Annotated in this window: 19 protein-coding genes; 7 read left to right on the top strand and 12 right to left on the bottom strand. The window is 60.0% G+C overall.

The window, feature by feature from the left end; all coding sequences use genetic code 11:
• The first annotated feature begins 63 nt into the window (after positions 1-63).
• The gene (locus ACOYXE_RS12260) at positions 64-1008 is read left to right on the top strand and encodes an alpha/beta hydrolase (protein ID WP_160057195.1); all 945 of its coding nucleotides are present in this window, start codon (positions 64-66) and stop codon (positions 1006-1008) included.
• Here ACOYXE_RS12260 and ACOYXE_RS12265 read toward each other — a convergent pair.
• On the bottom strand, positions 1005-2816 hold the full coding sequence (locus tag ACOYXE_RS12265) for an ABC transporter ATP-binding protein (RefSeq protein WP_460929435.1): 1812 nt from the start codon (positions 2814-2816) through the stop codon (positions 1005-1007). The genes ACOYXE_RS12260 and ACOYXE_RS12265 overlap by 4 nt on opposite strands.
• A gap of 223 nt (positions 2817-3039) precedes the next feature.
• Here ACOYXE_RS12265 and ACOYXE_RS12270 point away from each other — a divergent pair, with 223 nt between their 5' ends.
• Entirely contained in the window at positions 3040-3453 is a 414-nt protein-coding gene (locus ACOYXE_RS12270; protein ID WP_150752119.1) for a VOC family protein, read from the top strand.
• A 57-nt stretch (positions 3454-3510) separates the two neighbouring features.
• Here ACOYXE_RS12270 and ACOYXE_RS12275 read toward each other — a convergent pair whose 3' ends face one another.
• Positions 3511-3840 (bottom strand): hypothetical protein, encoded by a 330-nt coding sequence (locus ACOYXE_RS12275; protein ID WP_160057192.1) that lies wholly within the window; start codon positions 3838-3840, stop codon positions 3511-3513.
• A gap of 377 nt (positions 3841-4217) precedes the next feature.
• Between ACOYXE_RS12275 and ACOYXE_RS12280 the strand changes: the two genes are divergently transcribed.
• Positions 4218-4496, top strand: coding sequence for a hypothetical protein (locus ACOYXE_RS12280; RefSeq protein WP_160060068.1), 279 nt, complete (start codon positions 4218-4220; stop codon positions 4494-4496).
• Positions 4497-4504: 8 nt separating this feature from the next.
• Here ACOYXE_RS12280 and ACOYXE_RS12285 read toward each other — a convergent pair whose 3' ends face one another.
• From ACOYXE_RS12285 to ACOYXE_RS12325, 9 genes are all read right to left on the bottom strand, one after another.
• Positions 4505-6322: a glycosyl hydrolase family 28 protein gene (locus ACOYXE_RS12285; protein ID WP_460929438.1), complete on the bottom strand. Its 1818-nt coding sequence runs from the start codon at positions 6320-6322 to the stop codon at positions 4505-4507.
• A 13-nt stretch (positions 6323-6335) separates the two neighbouring features.
• Positions 6336-6704, bottom strand: a complete 369-nt coding sequence (locus tag ACOYXE_RS12290) for a 5-carboxymethyl-2-hydroxymuconate Delta-isomerase (protein ID WP_160057190.1) — start codon at positions 6702-6704, stop codon at positions 6336-6338.
• 23 nt (positions 6705-6727) lie between these two features.
• Positions 6728-7504, bottom strand: a complete 777-nt coding sequence (locus tag ACOYXE_RS12295) for an ABC transporter ATP-binding protein (RefSeq protein ID WP_160057189.1) — start codon at positions 7502-7504, stop codon at positions 6728-6730.
• 10 nt (positions 7505-7514) lie between these two features.
• The gene (locus ACOYXE_RS12300; RefSeq protein ID WP_026000816.1) at positions 7515-8354 is read right to left on the bottom strand and encodes an ABC transporter ATP-binding protein; all 840 of its coding nucleotides are present in this window, start codon (positions 8352-8354) and stop codon (positions 7515-7517) included.
• An 11-nt stretch (positions 8355-8365) separates the two neighbouring features.
• Positions 8366-9283 carry an ABC transporter permease gene (locus tag ACOYXE_RS12305; protein ID WP_034152645.1) on the bottom strand — a complete coding sequence of 306 codons (918 nt, stop codon included), beginning with the start codon at positions 9281-9283 and terminating at the stop codon, positions 8366-8368.
• Between the two features lie 69 nt (positions 9284-9352).
• Positions 9353-10963 carry an ABC transporter substrate-binding protein gene (locus ACOYXE_RS12310; protein ID WP_460929441.1) on the bottom strand — a complete coding sequence of 537 codons (1611 nt, stop codon included), beginning with the start codon at positions 10961-10963 and terminating at the stop codon, positions 9353-9355.
• Positions 10964-11008: 45 nt separating this feature from the next.
• Positions 11009-12022: an ABC transporter permease gene (locus ACOYXE_RS12315; protein ID WP_460929823.1), complete on the bottom strand. Its 1014-nt coding sequence runs from the start codon at positions 12020-12022 to the stop codon at positions 11009-11011.
• Between the two features lie 84 nt (positions 12023-12106).
• A complete protein-coding gene (locus ACOYXE_RS12320) occupies positions 12107-13717 on the bottom strand; it encodes an ABC transporter substrate-binding protein (RefSeq protein WP_460929443.1) in 1611 nt (536 codons plus the stop codon).
• A gap of 72 nt (positions 13718-13789) precedes the next feature.
• Positions 13790-14944 carry a mandelate racemase family protein gene (locus ACOYXE_RS12325; protein ID WP_008079679.1) on the bottom strand — a complete coding sequence of 385 codons (1155 nt, stop codon included), beginning with the start codon at positions 14942-14944 and terminating at the stop codon, positions 13790-13792.
• 361 nt (positions 14945-15305) lie between these two features.
• On the opposite strand from ACOYXE_RS12325, the gene ACOYXE_RS12330 reads away from it, so the two are divergent.
• The 3 genes from ACOYXE_RS12330 to ACOYXE_RS12340 all read left to right on the top strand — a co-directional run bounded on the left by ACOYXE_RS12330 (position 15306) and on the right by ACOYXE_RS12340 (position 17858).
• The gene (locus ACOYXE_RS12330; protein ID WP_122597771.1) at positions 15306-16031 is read left to right on the top strand and encodes an oligogalacturonate-specific porin KdgM family protein; all 726 of its coding nucleotides are present in this window, start codon (positions 15306-15308) and stop codon (positions 16029-16031) included.
• 94 nt (positions 16032-16125) lie between these two features.
• Positions 16126-16968 carry an NAD-dependent epimerase/dehydratase family protein gene (locus ACOYXE_RS12335; protein ID WP_405121957.1) on the top strand — a complete coding sequence of 281 codons (843 nt, stop codon included), beginning with the start codon at positions 16126-16128 and terminating at the stop codon, positions 16966-16968.
• A complete protein-coding gene (locus tag ACOYXE_RS12340; RefSeq protein ID WP_460929445.1) occupies positions 16965-17858 on the top strand; it encodes an SMP-30/gluconolactonase/LRE family protein in 894 nt (297 codons plus the stop codon). Before ACOYXE_RS12335 ends, ACOYXE_RS12340 begins: the two co-directional genes overlap by 4 nt.
• Before the next feature lie 4 nt (positions 17859-17862).
• Here the strand turns inward: ACOYXE_RS12340 and ACOYXE_RS12345 are convergent, their stop codons facing one another.
• On the bottom strand, positions 17863-18618 hold the full coding sequence (locus ACOYXE_RS12345; protein ID WP_038364752.1) for a FadR/GntR family transcriptional regulator: 756 nt from the start codon (positions 18616-18618) through the stop codon (positions 17863-17865).
• 198 nt (positions 18619-18816) lie between these two features.
• Between ACOYXE_RS12345 and ACOYXE_RS12350 the strand changes: the two genes are divergently transcribed.
• Positions 18817-19959 carry a pectate lyase family protein gene (locus ACOYXE_RS12350; RefSeq protein WP_160057185.1) on the top strand — a complete coding sequence of 381 codons (1143 nt, stop codon included), beginning with the start codon at positions 18817-18819 and terminating at the stop codon, positions 19957-19959.
• Positions 19960-20179 lie beyond the last annotated feature (220 nt).

Below are 20179 nucleotides of genomic sequence, written 5' to 3' on the forward strand. Positions count from 1 at the left end.
TCACGCGCAGGCCGAGCCATCTGGTAAAAAGCGTTCTTTGGCTGCGCCTTGGTGAAACGTTTAATGTTCCAGTCCTTCATGACGCGTCTACGACGCCGCCGTTTGGCGTTCGCCTGCATGGCCGCGCTGATTATCGGCGTGCCGGCGAGTTGTGGTGTGCTGCAACACACCGAGCGCAAATTGCTGTTTCGCATTGAGCCGGGCACCGCCGGCTGGTATCACGGCTTGCCCGGCAGCGTGCAGGAACTCGACCTGCAACCGAAGAGTTTCAAGGCCGGGCAGAACATTCATGCCTGGTGGTGGCCGGCGGAAAAGGCCAGTGCGCCGGCCATTCTTTATTTGCACGGCGTACGCTGGAACCTCACCGGGCAACTGTTCCGCATCGAACAATTGCGCGCGGCGGGTTATTCGGTGCTGGCCATCGACTACCGTGGTTTTGGCAAGAGCCACGGTGATCTGCCGTCGGAAAGCAGTGTTTACGAAGATGCGCGAGTAGCGTGGGAGCGCTTCAAGCTGCTGCAACCGGATCCGGCCAAACGCCTGATCTACGGGCACTCCCTGGGCGGCGCCGTGGCGATCGATCTGGCGGCGGAACTCGGGCAAACAGCCGCCCGCGATCATTCCGCACTGCCAGTGCGCGGACTGGTCATCGAGTCGACGTTCACGACACTGGCCGACGTTGCCGCGTCCGTGGCCAACACTTCACTGCCGGTGCGCTGGCTGCTCTCGCAGAAATTCGATTCGATCGACAAGATCGCCGACATTCACATGCCGCTGCTGGTGGTGCACGGTCTGGCTGACGCTTTCGTGCCACCACGTTTCAGTGAGCAATTGTTCAACGCCGCGCAACAACCCAAGCGCCTGCTGTTGGTGCCGGGGGCGACGCACAACAACAGCATGGCGCTCGGCGGGCAGAATTACCGCAAGGCGCTCGACAGCCTGATGCAGAGCAAGCCCGTCCCTAGGGTGGCCGGGCCGACAACCGTGCGCAGCGGACGGGACACTTAACGGTAGCCGCGCGCCTGCAAATCAAACAGTTGCGCGTAATGCCCGGCAGCGGCTATCAGTTGATCGTGGCCGCCCTGCTCGAGGATTTGGCCTTGTTGCAGCACGATGATGTGGTCGGCATTGCGCACGCTGGAAAAGCGATGGGAAATCAGCAAGGTCATGCGCCCTTCGCTGTGCTGGCTGAAATGCTCGAACACCGCGGCTTCAGCTGCCGGGTCGAGCGCCGAAGTCGGCTCATCAAGGATCAGAATGTCGGCCTCACGGCGCATGTACGCGCGGGACAAGGCAATCTTCTGCCACTGCCCGCCAGACAATTCCTGGCCACCGGCAAACCAGCGTCCCAACTGCGTGGCATAGCCCTTGTCCAGTCCTTCGATAAAGGGCGCCGCCATGCCTTGGGCAGCCGCCTCTTTCCATCGTTGCGAATCGTTGAACGCCAAGGTGTCGCCGACGCCGATGTTTTCGCCGACGCTGAACTGGTAGCGAATATAGTCCTGGAAAATTACGCCAATACGCCGACGCAATGCGGTCTCCTGCCAATCCTGCAAATCGCTGCCGTCGAGCAGAATGCGCCCTTGATCAGGGCGGTAGAGCCGGGTCAGTAACTTGATCAGCGTGGTCTTGCCAGAACCGTTCTCGCCGACCAGCGCCATGCTTTGGCCTGGCACCAGTTGCAGGTCAATGTTTTCCAGTGCTGGCCGACTGGCACCGGGATAACGGAAACCGACATTTTCGAAGCGCAAACCATCACCCGGGCAGGCTCCAACCGTCAGGTGGCCGGCATCCGCCTGCACCGGTTCGGCCAAGTATTCATAAAGACTCGTCAGGTAGAGTCCGTCTTCATACAGGCCGCTGATCGCACTCAAACTGCTGCTCACCGCACTTTGGCCTTGCTTGAACAGCACCAGATACATGGTCATCTGGCCGAGGCTGATCTGGCCATGCACGGCATCGATCACCACCCAGGCATAGGCCACGTAAAATGCCGCAGTACCGAGCAGACCGAGGCCGAAACCCCAGCCATCGCGCCGTAACGTCAAACGGCGGTCTTCGGCATACAACCTGGCGAACGTGTCGCGGTAGCGTTGCAGCAACAGTGGGGCAAAGCCGAACAGCTTGACCTCTTTGATATAGGTTTCGTGGGACAGCAAGGTTTCGATGTAATTCTGCTGCCGACTCTCCGGCGCGCGGCGGGTGAACAACCGAAAGGCATCCCCGGAAAAATGCGCCTCGGCAAAGAACACCGGCAACGCCCCCACCACCAGCAGCACCAGCGCCCAAGGCGAAAAATGCACCAGCAGCACGCCGAAGCTGATCAGCATGATCAGGTTCTGAATCAGTCCCAGCGACTTCATGACCAGCGCCAGTGGCCGGGTCGAAGCCTCGCGACGCACGCGCACGAGTTTGTCGTAGAACTCGGAGTTCTCGAACTGCACCAGTGACAGGGTCTGCGCTTTTTCCAGGATCAGCGTATTGACCTTCTGCCCCAGTTGCACCCGCAACAACGACTGCTGCACCGACAGTGCTCGTTGTGTGCCGGACAATAGCGCCAACACCCCGGCCTCCAACAACACATAACGCAACACCGGCCACAGCGGCGCACTGCCGTGTTGCGCGTGCAACTGCATCGCCGCCACCACGGCATCGACAATCCGCTGCCCCAACCACGCCGCCAGTGCCGGCAGCAACCCGGCCACCAGCGTTGCCAGCACCAGCCCGAGAAACAAGCCACGCGATGTCCCCCAAACCAAGCGCAAGGCTCGCTGCGCCTGATCGAACAAAGAGGTGAAACGCGATAGATCAGGCATGGGGCATGGGACTCGGCAGGCGATGGCGGTGCGTTATGGTACTCCAGCGCTACGACTGAATTTCACACGAAGAGCGCGTTATCGTCGAGGCGCTTTTCAGAACAAAAACATCTGGAAGACTCTGGCCTTTCCGGCGTCCAACGCTCTGCTATGTTTTAACCGCCCTACGCGGAACCCGACGAACCCCCGCCACTCTCCGCGCCTGACTGCCGGGAGCAGAGACATGAGAATCGACCCGTACCTGATCTTCAACGGTGACTGCCGCGAGGCCTTCACCTTTTACGAGCAAGCCTTGCAGGGAAAACTCGAGGCGATGATGACGTTCGGCGAAACGCCCGCCGCCGAGCATGTGCCCAAAGAGCACCACTCTCTGATCATCCATACCTGTCTGAAGGTCGGAGATCAGATGATCATGGCCTCGGACACCACGCCCGACCGCCCGACCCAAGGCATGAGCGGCTGCTCGATTTCGCTGAATGTCGACAGCATTGCTGAAGCCGATCGAGTGTTTAACGCCTTGGCCAAGGACGGGCGCGTCGACATGCCGTTAGAAGCGACGTTCTGGGCGGTGCGCTTCGGCATGCTGGTGGATCGTTTTGGCGTATCGTGGATGGTCAATTGCGAGAGCGAAAAGTAATCCTGACATTTCCTCAGGCATGAAAAAGCCCAACCTGAAAAAATTGGGCTTTCTGCGTTATCGCTGGGCCAATTCGTGGCGTACGCATTGTTCGTAATAGGTCTGCTTGACCGCCGCAGGCTTGAGCTTCGACGTGCTGTTGTAGGTTTGCTCGGTAATCCCCATCGCGGTCATGCGCATCCACGGTTGCTGGAAGCGGCGCACCTGCAATTGTTTGCGTGCGCCGTACAGCGAGACGCCCGCCAACTTCGATTGCTGGGCACCGGCAGCAATGTCCGAGCCCCAGGTGCAGGCAAAGCGATGGCTTTTACTCAGCTCTTTCGCCTGCACTCCCACCGCGAAAACAGCCAGGGAAAGCGTTGCAACGGTGATGACAATCGTCCGCATAAGCCAACCTAACCTTCTGAAAAAAGGCGATTTTGCCGGGGAAGCAAAAATCCGGGGGCCAGCAATTTGCCGCCTTTCGCGATTTTTTACGGACGTAAAAAGGCAGTGGGGTTTCCTGATGAAATCCCACCGCCCCTAGGCTGACTATCAATTGGCGCTGACCTCAACACGCAATCGACCCGCGCCCTCCACCCGACAATCGATGCGATCCGGCAAAAACACCTCGCTCACTCGGCCGGTTCGGGCTTGAGTGGAGCCAGATCGTCGACCTCGCGTGATGCGAACAGCAGCGACTGACCGCCCGTCCAGCAGCGGGCACCTTCGCTTGCCGGGCGCCTCCAATGATCACCATCCGCCTCGACCGGAAGACGACCATCATGAACAGCAAAATTGCAGCGATCACCTTGGCCAGCCTGCTCGCGGCCTGCCCGCTTTTCGCCTCGGCAGCCGCTAAGACGGCTGACGAGTCTGCCGCGCCGCCCACCGCGCTTCCCGGCGTGAATCAAGCCGGCAAAGCTCAATCCAACGCAGACAAGGCCGACAAGAAAGGTGAAGAGGCGTCGGGCTCGAATTCCGGCGCCGAGTCGCATGAAACGGCAAAAGATGCTGCTACTTCGAGCGACTCGGAAGACCTCGGTAAATCGCCGAAACCTTGATCAGGGTTCTACGGTGGTGGTGGCTGCACATCCTTGAACGTCAGCCCGACACTCCCGGTGACTTGCCACGGGTTGGCAGCACCGTACTCGCTGAACGACACATGGTCGAACAGCGAATCCTTCAACCCGTCGATCTGCGCCTGTGCCGGACCACTGAAGCGCACGCGCTCGAACACCAATCCCTGATGCCAGGCATTGTGCTGACTGTCGCCCTTGACCTCGATCGCTTTGCCCTGGGCATTTTCGATGCTCACGTCGGCGATGCGGATATCACGGAATTGCCCGGGAATGGTTGAGCGCTGGTAATCCAGCTTGGCATTCGGATCGTTGTAGTCGAGGGTAAAAATGAACGCCTGCTTGAGCGTATTGCGGATCGCCGAGTCGCGGAAGATCACGTTACGCGCGCCGCCGCCCATGAAGTTGGTGCTCTTCATGCGCAGGCCGGCATCGGTGCCATCGGAAACGTTGTCTTCGGCGAGGATGTTTTGAATCCACGCGCCGGTATGGCTGCCGGCAACCACCATGCCGTGACCCTTGCGAAAGTAGTTATTGAAGATCCAGGCATCTTCCTGCGGCTTTTGCTGCACGGCATCCGCCCCGGTACCCGCAGCAAAATTGACGCAGTCATCGCCGGTATCAAAGAAGTTGTTGAAGACCATTGCGCCCTTGCTGTTGGCGAATTCGATGCCGTCGCCGTTATTGGCGTCGTAGGTTTTATGCGTGGTGTTGGCCAGCACTACGTTTTCGGTTTCCAGGTTCATGATTCCGTGGAAGGCCGGGTTCACCACGGTGAAACCGCCGTAGAACACGTTTTTGACGTTGCGCAGGGTGATCAGCGACGAGCGCATCTGCCCGTAGGCGTCCTTGACGTTCATGCCGCGCGCCACCGCTTGCTCGACTTGCGCCTTGGCCAGAATGCCGTCCTGTTGGTAGCGAGTGTTGTCGCTGGGCAGGTAGAACGGCAATGGCTGACCGCGTTCGTCGACGACATCGGCGCGGCGCTTCCAGCCGTTGCCGTCAATCGTGCCTTTGCCGACGATACGGATGTTTTCGAACGACTGGTGCTGCCGCGGGTCGCGCGGCAAGGCGTTGATCAGCGACGCCGGGCGCACGGTGCTCGAATACGGATACTGGATGTAGCCAGCCAACGGATAGTCTTCGGCACGCTCGGAACCCAACAGCGTTGCACCCTCGGCGATTTCCACGGTGATGTTGCTCTTCAGGTAAAGCGCCCCGCTTTTGTAGGTGCCCTTGGGCAACCATACTTTGCAGCCGGGTGTGCAGGCGTCGATGGCGTTCTGGATCGCCAAAGTATCGAGGCTTTTGCCGTCACCCTTGGCCCCATATTTCCTCACATCGAACACGGCGGCGACCTTGCTCGTCCGTTGTACAACGGCCGGACTGTCGGCCGACTCTGTGCCATCGGTGCCCACCGAACGCACGGTGAATCGATAGGCCGTATCCGCTTTCAAGCCTTGCGCGGTGTAACTGTGAATGCCAATGCGATGATGAAAACCGGCAACATCCTGTTCGTAGAATCGATCAATGTAAGGTTTGGCCGGCGAGACGCGGTCATTGTTGGCGTTGCTGCCGCCCAGCAACACACCGTTGGCGTAGACTCGGTAGTCGCTGATATCGGCGTGATCGGCGGGCTTCTCCCAGACCAGGATGATCTGCTGATCATCGTAGGCCAGCGTCGGCACCTGCAGTTTTACCGGCGCCTCCAGCGCCCACGACGGCACACTGCAAACCAGCGTCAACGTGGCTGCCAGCGACAAGGCCAAAGGCTTTTTGCGCTGCGTCGGAACAACATATCGATAAGGCATGAGCACTCCTTGTTCAGGCCGACAATCCGGCTTCTTGCAAATATTGGCTGCGGTTGACGAACGTCTCGCGGGGCATTTCCACAACCTCCATCGACAGCGATTCGACGTCCGGCAGCAAAGCGACCAGCGCCGCCACGGTCGCCGAGGCCAGACGCCGGCGCTGTTCAGCACTGCGCCCGGACAACACCGACAGGACGACATGGACAAAATCGTCCGCGCCCGCACCGCAGCGGTAATGCTCGAACGTGTTGAGGCGCACCTTGATGTCCCCGGCCTTGAACAGGCCGAAGGCATCGAGGGCGTCATGCACGGCAGCGAGCAGGGTTTGCTCGCCGACACGCTGGGCCAGGCTTTGCGGGCAATCGATAAGACAATGCGGCATGTCGCGCTCCTTGATGGATCGGCTCAACCAGCGAGCTGGCGCGCCGATTCCTGGCTGAAATCACGACTGGCTTGTACCAGCATCCGCGTGTAGGCGTGGCTTGCCAGATCCTGGCTGAGCGCCTGACTGTCGAGCAGCTCCACGATCTTGCCCAGCTGCATCACCGCCACCCGATCACACAGATGCGTGACCACGCCCAGATCGTGAGTGACCATCAGGTAGGTGAGTTTCTCGCGCCGGCGCAAATCCGCCAGCAGATTGAGAATCTCCGCCTGCACCGAGACATCCAGCGCCGAAGTCGGCTCATCGAGCAGCAACACGCGCGGCTCGAGAATCAGCGCACGGGCAATCGCCACGCGCTGGCGCTGGCCACCGGACAACTGATGCGGATAGCGAAAACGGTAACTGTCGTTCAGACCGACCTTGAGCAGGATCTCGTTGATCCGGTCGTCCTTGTCGCGCACGCCGTGAATAATCAGCGGCTCACGCAGGGCCGTGTCGACGGTGTGGCGCGGATGCAGCGAGCCGTAAGGGTCCTGGAACACCATCTGCACCTGACGGAAATGTTCCTTGGGAATCTTGTGCTGCAGCGGCGCGCCGGCAATGCTCAACTCGCCGGTCCAGTGCCGGTACTGCCCGGCCAGGCAGCGCAATACCGTGGTCTTGCCGGAGCCGGACTCCCCTACCAGGCCGAAGGATTCGCCGTCGGCGACACTGAGGCTGACGTCGTGCAGCACCTGATTGAGGGCCGGGCCGGCGCCGAAACTCAGGTTCAGCGCGTGTGCTTGGATCATGGACATGGTCGATTCCTCAGCAAGTCAGCCACAGTGGATCGCGTTGCAACACCGGCAACCGTTCGCGACGGTTGTCCATGCTCGGCAACGCCGCCATCAGGCCGCGGGTATAGGGATGTTGCGCATGTTGCAGGTCACCGGCGGCGAGCGATTCGACCACCCTGCCGGCGTACATCACCAACACGCGGTCGCAGTAATTGCGCACAAGGTTGAGGTCGTGACTGACGAAAATCAGACCCATTTCCTGCTGTTCGACCAGTTCTTCCAGCACGTTGAGCACTTGCTGACGCACCGACACATCAAGGGCCGAGGTCGGCTCGTCGGCGATGATCACCTGTGGCCGGGTGATGACCATCATCGCGATCATGATGCGCTGACCCATACCACCGGAAACCTCATGCGGGTAAAGGTTGTAGACCCGTTGCGGATCACGGATATGCACCTTTTCGAGCATTTCCAGCACCCGCTCGCGGGCCTCGCTGCGGCTGGCCTTGTGGTGCGCCAGATACGCCTCGGCAATCTGATCGCCGACCTTGACCACCGGGTTCAGCGAGTATTTCGGGTCCTGCATGATCATCGAAATGCGCTGACCACGAATCTTCTGCATGACCTTTTCGCCGGCTGAGAGCAGATCGACTTCACCGAACTGCATTGCCTTGGCGGTGATCCGCGCGCTGGCCGGGTGCAGCTTCAGCAAGCTGCGACCGACCGTCGATTTGCCCGAGCCCGACTCACCGACAATGGCGAGTTTTTCCCGCCCGAGGGTGAAGGACACGTCGCGCACGGCATGGGTTTCTTTCTGAGCATTGACGAAGCGCACATTGAGCCCTTCGACGTTCAATTTGATTGCAGACATACAGCCTCCGATTACTCGCTGCGCGGATCAAGAATGTCCCGCAGGCCGTCGCCCAACAGGTTGAAAGCCAGGCTGACCAACATGATTGCGGCCCCCGGAACAGCCACCAGCCACCAGCACTCGAGCATGTAGCGGCGCCCGGTGGAAATCATCGCGCCCCACTCCGGCGACGGCGCTTGCGCACCGAGGCCGAGAAAGCCCAAAGCCGCTGCGGTGAGGATGATCCCGGCCATGTTCATGGTCAGGCGGATGATCACCGACGACATGCACATCGGCACAATGTGCCGCAGGATGATTCGCGTGGACGAAGCCCCTTGCAGCTCGACCGCCACGACGAAGTCAGCCTTGCGCAACGACAGGGTTTCAGCCCGCGCCAGTCGCGCAATCGGCGGCCACGACGTCAGCGCAATCGCTACCACCGCGTGTTCCAGGCCCGGACCGAGCGCAGCGATGAACGCCAGCGCCAGCACCAGGCTGGGGAAGGAAATGAAGATGTCGGTCAGACGCATGAATACCGTGTCGACCACACCACCGTAGTAGCCGGAGACGGTGCCGATAAACAGGCCGATCGGGCCGACGATCACGGTCACCAGGGTGATGATGTACAGCGTGATGCGCGAGCCGTAGACCAGCCGACTGAAGATATCCCGGCCGTATTCATCGGTGCCGAACCAGTGCGCGGCGCCCGGTGCCTGCAGGGCATTGGCGAGGTTTTGCGCCACCGGATCATGGGTAGCGATCCACGGCGCAAACAACGCCACCACCACCAGCACCAGCGCGACCAGCAATCCGGCCAGGGTCATCGGGTTGCGCAGCAGGTGCCGCAAGACTTTCAGGGCACTTTTGCAGAAGGCGTCGAAGCTGGATCCGGGGGTACGATCCGACCGCCGCTTGGCGCTCGAATCAGTAGAAGACATGTTGGCAATCATGGGCATGTTCTCGGATTGAATTGAGGATCACCCGGCGCGTACGCCGACGCACCGGGCAGCGTTCAGCGTTCAGCGTTGTTTGTAGACACCCAGATAGCGCGTGGCCTCGGCATCATCACCGGCGAAGCCCTTGACGTCGGCGGCGCTGACCACGGTGTCGGTCATCTGCGAAATCATCATGATCGGGCCGACCTGCTCGTCGTAGATTTTCTGCGCCTGGTGATACAGGTTCAGGCGCTGGCCGGCATCGCGTTCGACCCCGGCCTGATCAATCAGGCTATTGAGCTGCGGGCTGAAAAACGACGCGCGCCAGCCCTGGAAATTCGGCAGGCCGGCGTCATCGCTGTTGTTGGGGTTGTAGGCAAACGTACGCAGGCTGAAATACGGATGCGGATAGCGCTCGGCCCCGCGCGCAACGATGATGTCGAAGTTGCGCGCGCGCATGGCGCCATACACCTGGTTGCCAGTGCCGTTGACGATGCTGGCCTTGATCCCGCCCTCGGCCAGCGTCGCTTGCAGACGCGCGGCGATGTCGATGAAGGGCGGCTCTGACAAGGTGCGAATGGTCGTGCTGAAGCCGTCCGGATAACCCGCTTCGGCGAGGAGTTTTTTCGCCTTGGCGACGTCCATGTGATAACCCGGATCCGGCAGGCGCGCCGCCAGACCGAGTTGCATCGGCTGCTGATTCAGCTGGCCGTAATACGGCATCACCTGTTCGTCGAGGCCCTTGTAGTCGATCAGGTTGCGCACCGCTTCGCGCACTTTGGGATTGGCAAATTCGGGCTGTTTCATGCTCAACGCGACGTAGTACATGGTGCCGCGCGGCAGTGACTGCACGTGGATTTTTTCCGAACCGTCGATGGCGCGGATGTCCGGTGCGGCCATGCCATACGCCAGATCGAGGTCACCGCGCTCCAGCATCAGGCGCAGCGACTGCGATTCGGTCATGTGCCGCACCACCACGCGCTTGAGCTTGGCAGCACCACCCCAGTAACCGTCGAAGCGGGTCAGTAACAACGAGTCGTTCGCGGTCCATTTGCTCAGTACAAAGGGGCCGCTGCCGGCCTCGTTGGTCACCAGCCAGTTAGCACCGAGGTCAGCGTTTTTCTCATGCGCCAAAGCCGTTTTGCGATCGATCACCACCGCGCTCGGCGAGATCGCCAGCGAGTCAATCAATAACAGTGGGTCCATGGTTTGCGGCAAGTCGATAACCAGCGTGTGGGCATCGCTGGCACGGATCAGTGACTGGATGTTGTCGACGTTATAACCGTAGGCTTTCCAGGTCGTGGCCAGGCCGAAATTCAGTTTCATCACCCGGTACAACGACCAGGCCACGTCTTCAGCGGTCAGCGGATTGCCGGAGTGAAACTTCACGTTCTGACGCAAATGAAAGGTTATCTGCTTGCCGTCGTCGCTGATCGTCCAGCGCTCGGCCAGTTGCGGCAGATGCTGTTCCGGATTGCCCTGATCACGCTTGACCAGGGTGTCGTAAAGATTGGCATTGACGCCGGAAGCGTCGAGGCCCGGCGCGTTGGCCGGATCGATGGAAAACAGGTTGACCATGCTCATGCCGACGATCAGTTGATCGGCCGGCGTCTTGGCGCTGGCCTGGGTCATCGGCACCAGCGCCAGGACCGCCGCCAACAGGCCAGCGTGCAGTTTGGTAAATGCAGTCGTCATTGAAAAATCCTTGTTTTTATAGTTTTGGTGCCGCAGCCAGGCGTGTTAACGGGTGCGCGGATCGAAGACCTTGTACAAGGCATCGCTGATCAGGTTGAGCGCGACAAAAATCAAACCGATTACCAGCACACAGCCCATCACCGCGTTCATGTCGCCGAGCATCAGGCTGCTGGTCAGGTACTGGCCGAAACCCGGCCAGGCAAAGACCGTTTCGATCAGCACCGCGCCTTCGAGCAGCGAGCCGTAAGCCAGCGCCACCACTGTGAGCAGTTGCACGAGGATGTTGCGAAAGGCGTGACCCCAGACCACCTGGCGACGCGACAAACCCTTGACCCGAGCGGTGATGATGTATTCCTGAGACAGTTGCTCGAGCATGAAGCTGCGGGTCATCCGACTGATGTAAGCCACCGAGTTCAGCCCAAGGATCAGCGCCGGCAAGACGATGTGGCGCAAGGCGCTGGCGAAGGCTTCCCAATCACCGGCCAGGCTCGAATCGATCAGCAATAGCCCGGTGACCTCGGGCACCATGCCGTCGTACGTCAGGTCGATGCGACCGGCGCCACCGGCCCAGCCGAGCCAGGCGTAAAACACCAGCAAGCCCATCATGCCCAGCCAGAAAATCGGCGTGGAATAGCCGAACAGGGTTATCACTCGCGCGACATGATCGCCCAGTCGCCCTTGATTACTCGCCGCGCAGACGCCCAGCGGCAAACCGATCAGCACACCGAAGAGGATGGCCAGAGTCGCCAGTTCGATGGTGGCAGGGAACACTCGGCGGATATCATCGAGCACCGGGTGCCCGGTCAACAGCGCGTTGCCGAAATTGCCGTGCAGCAAGTCATTGAGGTACAGGCCGAACTGGGTCCAGATCGGCTTGTCCAGCCCCATCGCCCGGTACACCTGATCGTAAGTCGAGCTGTCGGCATCCGGCCCGACAACCGCCAGCACCGGATCGAGCGGCATGACCCGACCGATGATAAACGTCAGCGCCAGCAGGCCCAGCAACGTCACCAGTACCGTGCTGGCACGCCGCGCAGTATTGGAGGCGCGGGCTCCCATGGCAGAGGCAGTCATAACAAACATAGTCAGCTCCTGATAAAACGGTCACCGGTGCACCCGGCACGCGAAGTTCGTCCGTGCATTTCAGCGTTTTTTGTAGACGTCTTTGTAGCGCGTGGTCGCGGCCGTGTGCCCCTGAAAATCGGCAACATCGGCGTAGACCAGCACCGTGTCGGTCATCTGCGAGACCGGCAGAATCGCGCCCACTTGCTGATCGAGTTGCTGTTGGATGTCCTGATACTGCGCCTGCTGTTTCTGCGCATCGGGCTCGACTTCGGCACTCTCGATCAACTGATTCAACTCGGGACTGTAGAACGAAGTGCGCCAGCCCTGAAAGTTGCTCAGCTTGGCCTCGTCACGGTTATCCGGGTTGTACACCAGCGTGCGCAGGCTCGAATGAGGATGACGTTCGGCGCCGCCACCGCCACGGCCGACGATGATGTCGAAACTGCGCTCACGCATGGCGCCGTAGATCTGGTTACCGGTGCCAGTGATGATGCTGGCTTCGATCCCGGCCTGCGCCAGCGTCGATTGCAGGTTGGAGGCAATGTTGATGAAGGGCGGCTCGGCCAGCACGCGGATGCTGGTCTTGAACCCGTTGGGGTAACCGGCGTCAGCGAGAAGTTTTTTTGCCTCATCGACATTCAGTCGATAACCGGGATCCGGCAGGCGCGCGGCCAGTCCCAACGGCATCGGCCGCTGATTGATCACGCCGTAGTGCGGCATGACGGTCTGGTTGATGCCTTGATAGTCGATCAACGAGCGCACGGCTTTGCGCACGCGCGCGTCGGCAAACATTGGCTGCTTCACGCTCAGCGCGACGTAATACAGCGTGCCGCGTTGCAGGGTTTGCGTGCGGACCTTGTCGCTTTTCTGCAAGGCCTGGATGTCCGGCGCCGACATGCCTTTGGCGATGTCGAGGTCACCGCGCTCGATCATCAGCCGCAACGACTGCGACTCGGTCATGTTGCGCATGACGATGCGTTTGAGCTTGGCCGGGCCACCCCAGTAGCCGTCGAAACGGCTCATCAGGATCACGTCGTTGGCCCGCCAGTCATTGAGCACGAAGGCACCACTGCCGGCGGCGTGCGTCACCAGCCAGGCGGCGCCGAGGTCATTGTTCTTCTGATGTTCGAGGACTTTTTTGCGGTCGAGAATGAAGGCGCTTGGCGAGGTCGCCAGCGTGTTGAGCACCAACTGTGGATCGGTGGGGCGCGGCAATTCGATGACGAAGGTATTGGCATCAGTCGCGCGCATCGAACGCTCGACATTCTCGGCGGTAAAACCGTAAGCCTTCCAGGTCGACGCCAATGCGAGATTGAGTTTGAGCACGCGCTGCAACGACCAGGCGACGTCTTCGGCGCTCAACGGGTTGCCCGATTGAAATTGCACGCCCTGGCGCAGATTGAAGGTCAGGGTCTTGCGGTCGTCGCTGACTTGCCAGCGCTCGGCGAGTGCCGGCAACAGCTGATCCGGCGCAGCGACGTCCTGCACCAGCAACATGTCATAGAGATTGGCATTGATCTCCGACACGTCCAGGCCGGTGGCGGCCGCCGGGTCGAGGGACAGCAGATTGATCATGCTCATGCCGACGATCAATTGATCGGCCGGGGTTTTGGCATGCACGACAGGTAGCGCGGTCACCGTCAGGGTAGCCGCCAGAACCCGCGCCCACAGCGAAGGAAGAATGTTCATAGCGAGAGTGCCTTTCTTATATTTATAGGGCTCTCGGACAACCCGGCATGCACCGGGCAGCCCGCGTACACGTCAGAAGCTTTTAAGCGTGTTCATCTCGATGAAGTTGAAGTCGATGTCTTCGCCCAGACCCGGCAGGTCGGACAAATGCACAAAACCGTCGCTGTCCATCGGGTCGACCAGGCGCTTGAGGTACGCCGGCACCTCGTCGTAATCCAGGTACGGGTGCAGCAAACCGCGCTCGTACCAGGTGCAGTTCTTGATCGCGCCAACCACTGTCAGGTTGGCTGCGCCGTTGCCGTGAATTTCGCAATCCATGCCAAACGACTCGGCCATGTGCGCGACTTTCAGGCAAGGCCCGATCCCGCCGACCCCGGCGACGCCGGCACGCAGGATGTCGCAAACGTCGTGCTTGACCCAACTGGCCCGGCTCAGGTGTTTGCCGGACAGGGTCTCCGGGCCGAGCACCGGAATGTCCAGTTGCCCCGCCAGCCAGGCATAGGATTCGGCGGACTCTTCCATCATCGGTTCTTCGAACCAGGCGAAGTCGAGTTTTTCCAGTTCACGTCCGATGTACAGCGCTTCGGTGCGGCTGTACCAGTGATAACCGTCGAGCATCAAGGCGATGTCCGGGCCCACCGCTTCGCGCACCGCCGCGCAGGCTTTGACGTCAATGCGCGGGCTCGGTGCGAACGAGACCGGCGGCATCCAGGTGTGCAACTTGATCGCCTTGTAGCCGCGCTTGACCAGCGTTTCGGCAAAGCGTCCGTAATCTTCCGGCGTCGCCAGGCCCTCGGGCAATTCATCGCCGCACATGGTTGAGCCGTATGCCGGCACCTTGTCGCGAAAACCACCGATCAACTTGTGCACCGGTACGCCGAGCTTGCGCCCCGCCCAATCCCACAACGCCTGCTCGACCAACGCCAGCGCGCGATCAGTCAACTGGCTGGCGCTGCCACGCTGCCAATGCGCCAGGTCATGCCAGATCTTTTCGCGATCAAAGGCGTTCTGCCCGACCAGCACCTTGCGCACAAAACCATCCAGCACATAAGGACGAATCAGTTCCGGCGCACCGAGGGCGTAACCCTCCTTGCCGTCTTCGGTCTGGATGCGCAGCAACGCCATTTGCGCCTGACTGACATCACCAGGATGAGCATGACCGGCGCTGTCGACTGCGCGGCGGGTGGGATAGGAAAAAACCTGGACGTTGACTGCTGTGATTCTCATGGACGTCTTGAGCCTTCTTATTGGATTTGTGACAGGAGTGTCGTCGGTTGCGACCGATCATAGGTCATCGTACAACACTTGAAAAGACCCAATAACACCTCTTCCAATCGAAGCCTTTGCGGCTAAACGTCCAGCAAAGCGCCATATTTAAAGATGACTACGGAATAACAGGACTTGCTTTAGAACCCTATTCATAGGGCATATATGTATCAATATGTTTCTAAACAAGCAAAATCACGTAGACGAGTCATCTTGTCGTACGATAACTTATATCTGCGGCTCAAATGAGAGCCATACGCAACATCGCGGTGCCTGTAGTACTCGTCAAACGACCCTAACAAAAACAAAAAAAGAAGACCGTATGAACACCACCCTACGCACGCTCGTCACTGTCGCGGCCCTCGGCCTGCCCTTCGCTGTCAACGCTGACTCCGCCAGCCTCAACTACCGCCACCAGTACACCGAGGAGGACAGCGCCCACGCCGACCGAATCAAGCTCAACTACCGCCTGGACAGTGGACTGGGGTTTGAGGCGGAGATGAAATACCGCACGGCCGGTGACCGCAAAGATGTCGCCTACGACAACATGGTCAACAACGGCCATGAGTTCACGGTGAGCTACAACTACAAGCTCAGCGCACAGTCGACGCTGACCCCGGCGTTTCAGATGGACAGCTCCAAGGATGCGACCGCCTACAAGTTCGGCCTCAAGTACAACTACAAAATCGACGACGCCTTTTACGTTGCGACGCGCTATCGCCTGGACCTGCGCAAACTCGATCGCGATCAGGTCAACAAAGACATGCCCGATCACTACAAGGATGACCAGACCACCCACCGCTTCGAAGGCTGGCTCGGCTATACGCCAGCCAACAAGTGGGCCTACGAATATCAGTTCATCTATTTCAAGACCGACTACATCCGCTACGACAACAAGAAGAGCGACTACGAACAGAACCTGATCGTCAAATACAAGCTCACCAAACAATGGGCGCCCTTCATGGAAATCGGCGACATCAAAGTCGAGTCCACCTCACCCGACCGCCAGGCTCGCTGGCGTCTGGGCGTGCAGTACAACTTCATGTAAGCCGCGTGCAGCTTTGCCTGGCGAGCGCGCATCGCTTGTCGGGCAGCCCCCCCGCCGCTCCCCCTTTCTCCCCCGCGTAATGGAAGACCCGACCATGACCACACACGCTACGCAAGCCAAACCCTTCAACCGTATTCTGCTGACCGGCGCCGCCGGTGGGCTCGGCCAGATTCTGCGCGAAACCCTGCAGGTTCACGCCGACATCGTCCGCGCCTCGGACATCAGTGCGATGGCGCCGAGTCGCGGCGCGCATGACGAAGTGATCAACTGCAATCTAAGCGACAAGGCCGCTGTCGCCGCGCTGGTCGAGGGCGTCGATGCCATCGTGCATTTGGGCGGGATCTCGGTGGAGCGATCCTTCGAAGAAATCCTCGAGGCGAATATTCGCGGCACCTTTCATGTTTATGAGGCCGCGCGTCTGCACGGAGTCAAGCGCATCGTCTTCGCCAGCTCCAACCACGTCACCGGTTTCTACTCGCAGGACGAACAGATCGACGCCCATTCGCCGCGGCGCCCGGACGGTTATTACGGCTTGTCGAAGGCTTACGGCGAGGACTTGGCAACGTTCTATTTCCACCGCTATGGCATTGAAACAGTGAGCCTGCGCATCGGCTCCTCATTTCCCGAACCGCGCAACCTGCGCATGCTGGCGACCTGGCTGAGCTATACCGATCTGGAGCATCTGATCGCCCGCGCACTATTGGCCAGCGATGTCGGGCACAGCGTGGTGTACGGGGTGTCCGCCAACCGTGATCAGTGGTGGAGCAACCGTTACGCCGCGCACCTGGGCTTTGCGCCGCAGGACAGTTCCGAAGCCTTTCGCGCAAAGGTCGAACAACAACCGGCACTCGCTGCCGACCACCCCGACCGCTTGTATCAGGGCGGCGCCTTTACCGCTGCAGGTCCGTTTGAAACGCCGGCGCAGACGCACTCATGAGTGCCGAACTGATTGTCGATGCGCGCAACGCCACCGGTGAAAGCCCGGTCTGGCAAGCCGACGAAAATGCCTTGTATTGGGTGGATATTCCGGCCGGCCGCTTGCATCGCTGGCAGCTCGACGGCCAGACCGACTGCTGGCAGGCGGACGAAATGCTCGCCTGTATCGCCCGCAGCGAAGCGGGACATTGGCTGGGCGCGCAGGAAAGTGGCCTGTTCAAACTGTGCCCGCAGGCTGACGGACGTCTGGCTGCCGAAAAGCTCATCGGCGTCGAGCACGCCCGCCCGCGCATGCGTTTCAATGATGGTCGCTGCGATCGTCAGGGACGCTTCTGGGCCAGCTCGATGCCAACCGCCATGGGTGCCGAGGCGGTCGGCGGGCTGTATCGCTACGACGCGCAAAACCCGAATGATGCATCGATGCTCGCGCCGCAACTGGAGGACCTCGTAGTGCCCAACGGCCTGGCGTTCAGTCCCGACGGGAGCATCCTGTATCTGTCCGATTCGCACCCGAGTCGTCAACTGATCTGGGCCTTCGATTACGACATCGACAGCGGCACGCCGCACAACCGCCGGTTGTTCGTCGACATGAACGACCACCCCGGTCGACCGGACGGTGCCGCCGTCGACTCAAACGGCTGTTACTGGATCTGCGCGATTGATGCCGGCCTGGTGCTGCGCTTTACCCCGCAGGGGAAACTGGATCGCGCGCTGCCGGTACCGGTGAAGAAACCGACGATGTGTGCCTTTGGTGGCCCTCGGCTCGACACCCTGTTTGTCACCTCGATTCGCCCGCAAGGCATCGACCTCGCCGACCAGCCATTGGCGGGCGGGGTGTTCGCCCTCAATCCGGGCGTTCAAGGCCTGCCCGAACCCAAGGCCCGCGCCTGAGGCTTCAGACGTTCAACGCCGCCGCGTCTGCGGCCTCGTAGGCACGGCGCAGACGCTCGCGGCTGTTGGACAGATGCAAGCGCATGGCTGCGCGTGCGGCGTCGGAATCACGCCGGACAATCGCAATGTAAATGTCTTCATGCTCGCGACTGAGGCGCTCCAGATAGGGCTCCTTGCGGTCATTCTCCAGGCGTTTGGAATGCAGGCGTGTGCGCGGCAGAATGTTCGCGCCTAGGTGCAGCATGATGTCGGTGAAATAGCGGTTGCCGGTGGCCAGCGCAATTTGCTGGTGGAACTGGAAATCCGCCGACACGGCATAGTCGACACTGACGGCGCGGGAATTGATGGCGTCCAGCGAGTCACGCATCAGTTGCAGCTGCTCATCGGTACGTCGCGCGCACGCAAGGCCGGCAGCCTCGACCTCCAAAGTGATGCGCAATTCAAGCACCGCGAGGACATCCTGAAGCGTGACGATGCTGTCCGGATCAATGCGAAAACCGCTCGGGCTGGGAATGTCCTGAACAAAGGTGCCGATACCGTGCCGGGTTTCCACCAGGCCTGCTGCCTGCAGACGCGATATCGCCTCGCGCACGACCGTGCGACTGACGCCGTGCTCGGCCATGACCTGAGATTCAGTCGGCAGCTTCGTCGCGCGCGCGAGTTCGCCACTGCAAATGCGTCGGGACAGCTCGGTGACCAGGTCCTCCGCCAGGCTGCGATGCCGGCGACGAACATTGGGTGTGGCGTTGGATCTGTCCATCAGCAACAAAAATCTCGAGTTTTCGAATAATTACGCATCATAGCCCATTCAGTTGTACGACAACGCACCAGTTCAATGATAGGATTTCTCATGCAGCGGACGTTCGATTCGCTGCAATGGCGATAAGGACGTCCGCTCGAGAAACACGTCGAGACATCGCGTGTAAAACACTCAAGTTAATCAAGGATCTGATTACTCATGACAAAACCAACAACCTTCACGGCCTGCAAACTGGCCAGCGCCATCGTCGGCAGCCTGCTGTTTTCCAGCCTGCCTGCACAAGCAGCCGATATCTGGCTGGATGTTGCAACGACTGGCTGGGCCACGCAAAACGGTGGCACCAAGGGTGGCTCCAGAGCGGCAGCCAACAACATCTACACCGTGAAGAACGCTGCCGAACTGAAGACCGCACTCAGCGCTTCGGTCGGCACCAACGGTCGCATCATCAAGATTACCGGGCCGATCGACATCAGCGAAGGCAAAGCTTATACGACGACCGCCGATATGAAAAAGCGCGGTCGTCTGGATATCCCGGGCAAGACGACCATCGTCGGTACGAGCAGCACGGCGGAGATCCGCGAGGGTTTCTTCTATGCCAAGGAAAACGATGTGATCATCCGCAACATCACCATCGAAAACCCGTGGGATCCCGAGCCGATCTGGGACGCCAATGACGGCAGCGCCGGCAACTGGAACTCCGAGTACGACGGGCTGACCATCGAAGGCGCCAACAATGTGTGGGTCGACCATGTCACCTTCACCGATGGCCGCCGCACCGATGACCAGAACGGCACTGCCAACGGTCGTCCAAAGCAACATCACGACGGCGCACTGGACGTGAAAAACGGTGCCAACTACGTGACCATTTCCTACTCGGCGTTCAAGTCGCACGAGAAGAACAACCTGATCGGTTCCAGCGACAGCCGTACCACCGATGATGGCAAGCTCAAGGTCACGATCCACAACACCCTGTTCGAAAACATCTCCGCCCGCGCGCCACGCGTTCGCTTCGGCCAGGTGCATCTGTACAACAACTATCACGTGGGCAGCACCAGCCATAAGGTCTACCCGTTCAGCTACGCGCACGGTGTGGGCAAGAGCTCGAAGATTTTCTCCGAGAAAAACGCCTTCGAAATCTCCGGCATCAGCGGCTGCGACAAAATCGCCGGCGACTACGGTGGCAGCACCTACCTTGATCAGGGTTCTACGCTCAATGGCTCCTTGCTGACCTGCAAGTGGGGCACCAACATCGGCTGGACCCCGCCTTACAGCTACACCCCGCTGAACGCAGACAAAGTCGCGGCCGACGTTAAGGCCAAGGCTGGCGCAGGCAAGATCTGATTGGTCGATGTAACCGTGTTAATGAAAAGCCCTCGGTAACGAGGGCTTTTTCATGTCTGTTTGCAGACCGTGCGGGGGTGAAGTCCTGACAAAAATCTGGATTTTTTGTTGCCCTGACTGGCCCCTTCGCGAGCAGGCTCGCTCCCACATTTCGAAATGCATTCCCCCTGTGAGAGCGAGCCTGCTCGCGAAGGGGCCCGATCAGACACCATCAAAAGCG

It is taken from the genome of Pseudomonas sp. MC6 (genome assembly GCF_054790575.1).

Excerpts from the sequence above, each read along its gene's own strand:
- ACOYXE_RS12350 (WP_160057185.1), top strand. The coding sequence starts at position 18,817 with ATGACAAAACCAACAACCTTCACGGCCTGCAAACTGGCCAGCGCCATC.
- ACOYXE_RS12310 (WP_460929441.1), bottom strand. The coding sequence starts at position 10,963 with ATGACGACTGCATTTACCAAACTGCACGCTGGCCTGTTGGCGGCGGTC.
- ACOYXE_RS12275 (WP_160057192.1), bottom strand. The coding sequence starts at position 3,840 with ATGCGGACGATTGTCATCACCGTTGCAACGCTTTCCCTGGCTGTTTTC.
- ACOYXE_RS12285 (WP_460929438.1), bottom strand. The coding sequence starts at position 6,322 with ATGCCTTATCGATATGTTGTTCCGACGCAGCGCAAAAAGCCTTTGGCC.
- ACOYXE_RS12330 (WP_122597771.1), top strand. The coding sequence starts at position 15,306 with ATGAACACCACCCTACGCACGCTCGTCACTGTCGCGGCCCTCGGCCTG.
- ACOYXE_RS12300 (WP_026000816.1), bottom strand. The coding sequence starts at position 8,354 with ATGTCTGCAATCAAATTGAACGTCGAAGGGCTCAATGTGCGCTTCGTC.
- ACOYXE_RS12270 (WP_150752119.1), top strand. The coding sequence starts at position 3,040 with ATGAGAATCGACCCGTACCTGATCTTCAACGGTGACTGCCGCGAGGCC.
- ACOYXE_RS12260 (WP_160057195.1), top strand. The coding sequence starts at position 64 with ATGTTCCAGTCCTTCATGACGCGTCTACGACGCCGCCGTTTGGCGTTC.
- ACOYXE_RS12305 (WP_034152645.1), bottom strand. The coding sequence starts at position 9,283 with ATGATTGCCAACATGTCTTCTACTGATTCGAGCGCCAAGCGGCGGTCG.
- ACOYXE_RS12345 (WP_038364752.1), bottom strand. The coding sequence starts at position 18,618 with ATGGACAGATCCAACGCCACACCCAATGTTCGTCGCCGGCATCGCAGC.
- ACOYXE_RS12320 (WP_460929443.1), bottom strand. The coding sequence starts at position 13,717 with ATGAACATTCTTCCTTCGCTGTGGGCGCGGGTTCTGGCGGCTACCCTG.
- ACOYXE_RS12335 (WP_405121957.1), top strand. The coding sequence starts at position 16,126 with ATGACCACACACGCTACGCAAGCCAAACCCTTCAACCGTATTCTGCTG.
- ACOYXE_RS12325 (WP_008079679.1), bottom strand. The coding sequence starts at position 14,944 with ATGAGAATCACAGCAGTCAACGTCCAGGTTTTTTCCTATCCCACCCGC.
- ACOYXE_RS12280 (WP_160060068.1), top strand. The coding sequence starts at position 4,218 with ATGAACAGCAAAATTGCAGCGATCACCTTGGCCAGCCTGCTCGCGGCC.
- ACOYXE_RS12290 (WP_160057190.1), bottom strand. The coding sequence starts at position 6,704 with ATGCCGCATTGTCTTATCGATTGCCCGCAAAGCCTGGCCCAGCGTGTC.
- ACOYXE_RS12315 (WP_460929823.1), bottom strand. The coding sequence starts at position 12,022 with ATGGGAGCCCGCGCCTCCAATACTGCGCGGCGTGCCAGCACGGTACTG.
- ACOYXE_RS12265 (WP_460929435.1), bottom strand. The coding sequence starts at position 2,816 with ATGCCTGATCTATCGCGTTTCACCTCTTTGTTCGATCAGGCGCAGCGA.
- ACOYXE_RS12295 (WP_160057189.1), bottom strand. The coding sequence starts at position 7,504 with ATGTCCATGATCCAAGCACACGCGCTGAACCTGAGTTTCGGCGCCGGC.
- ACOYXE_RS12340 (WP_460929445.1), top strand. The coding sequence starts at position 16,965 with ATGAGTGCCGAACTGATTGTCGATGCGCGCAACGCCACCGGTGAAAGC.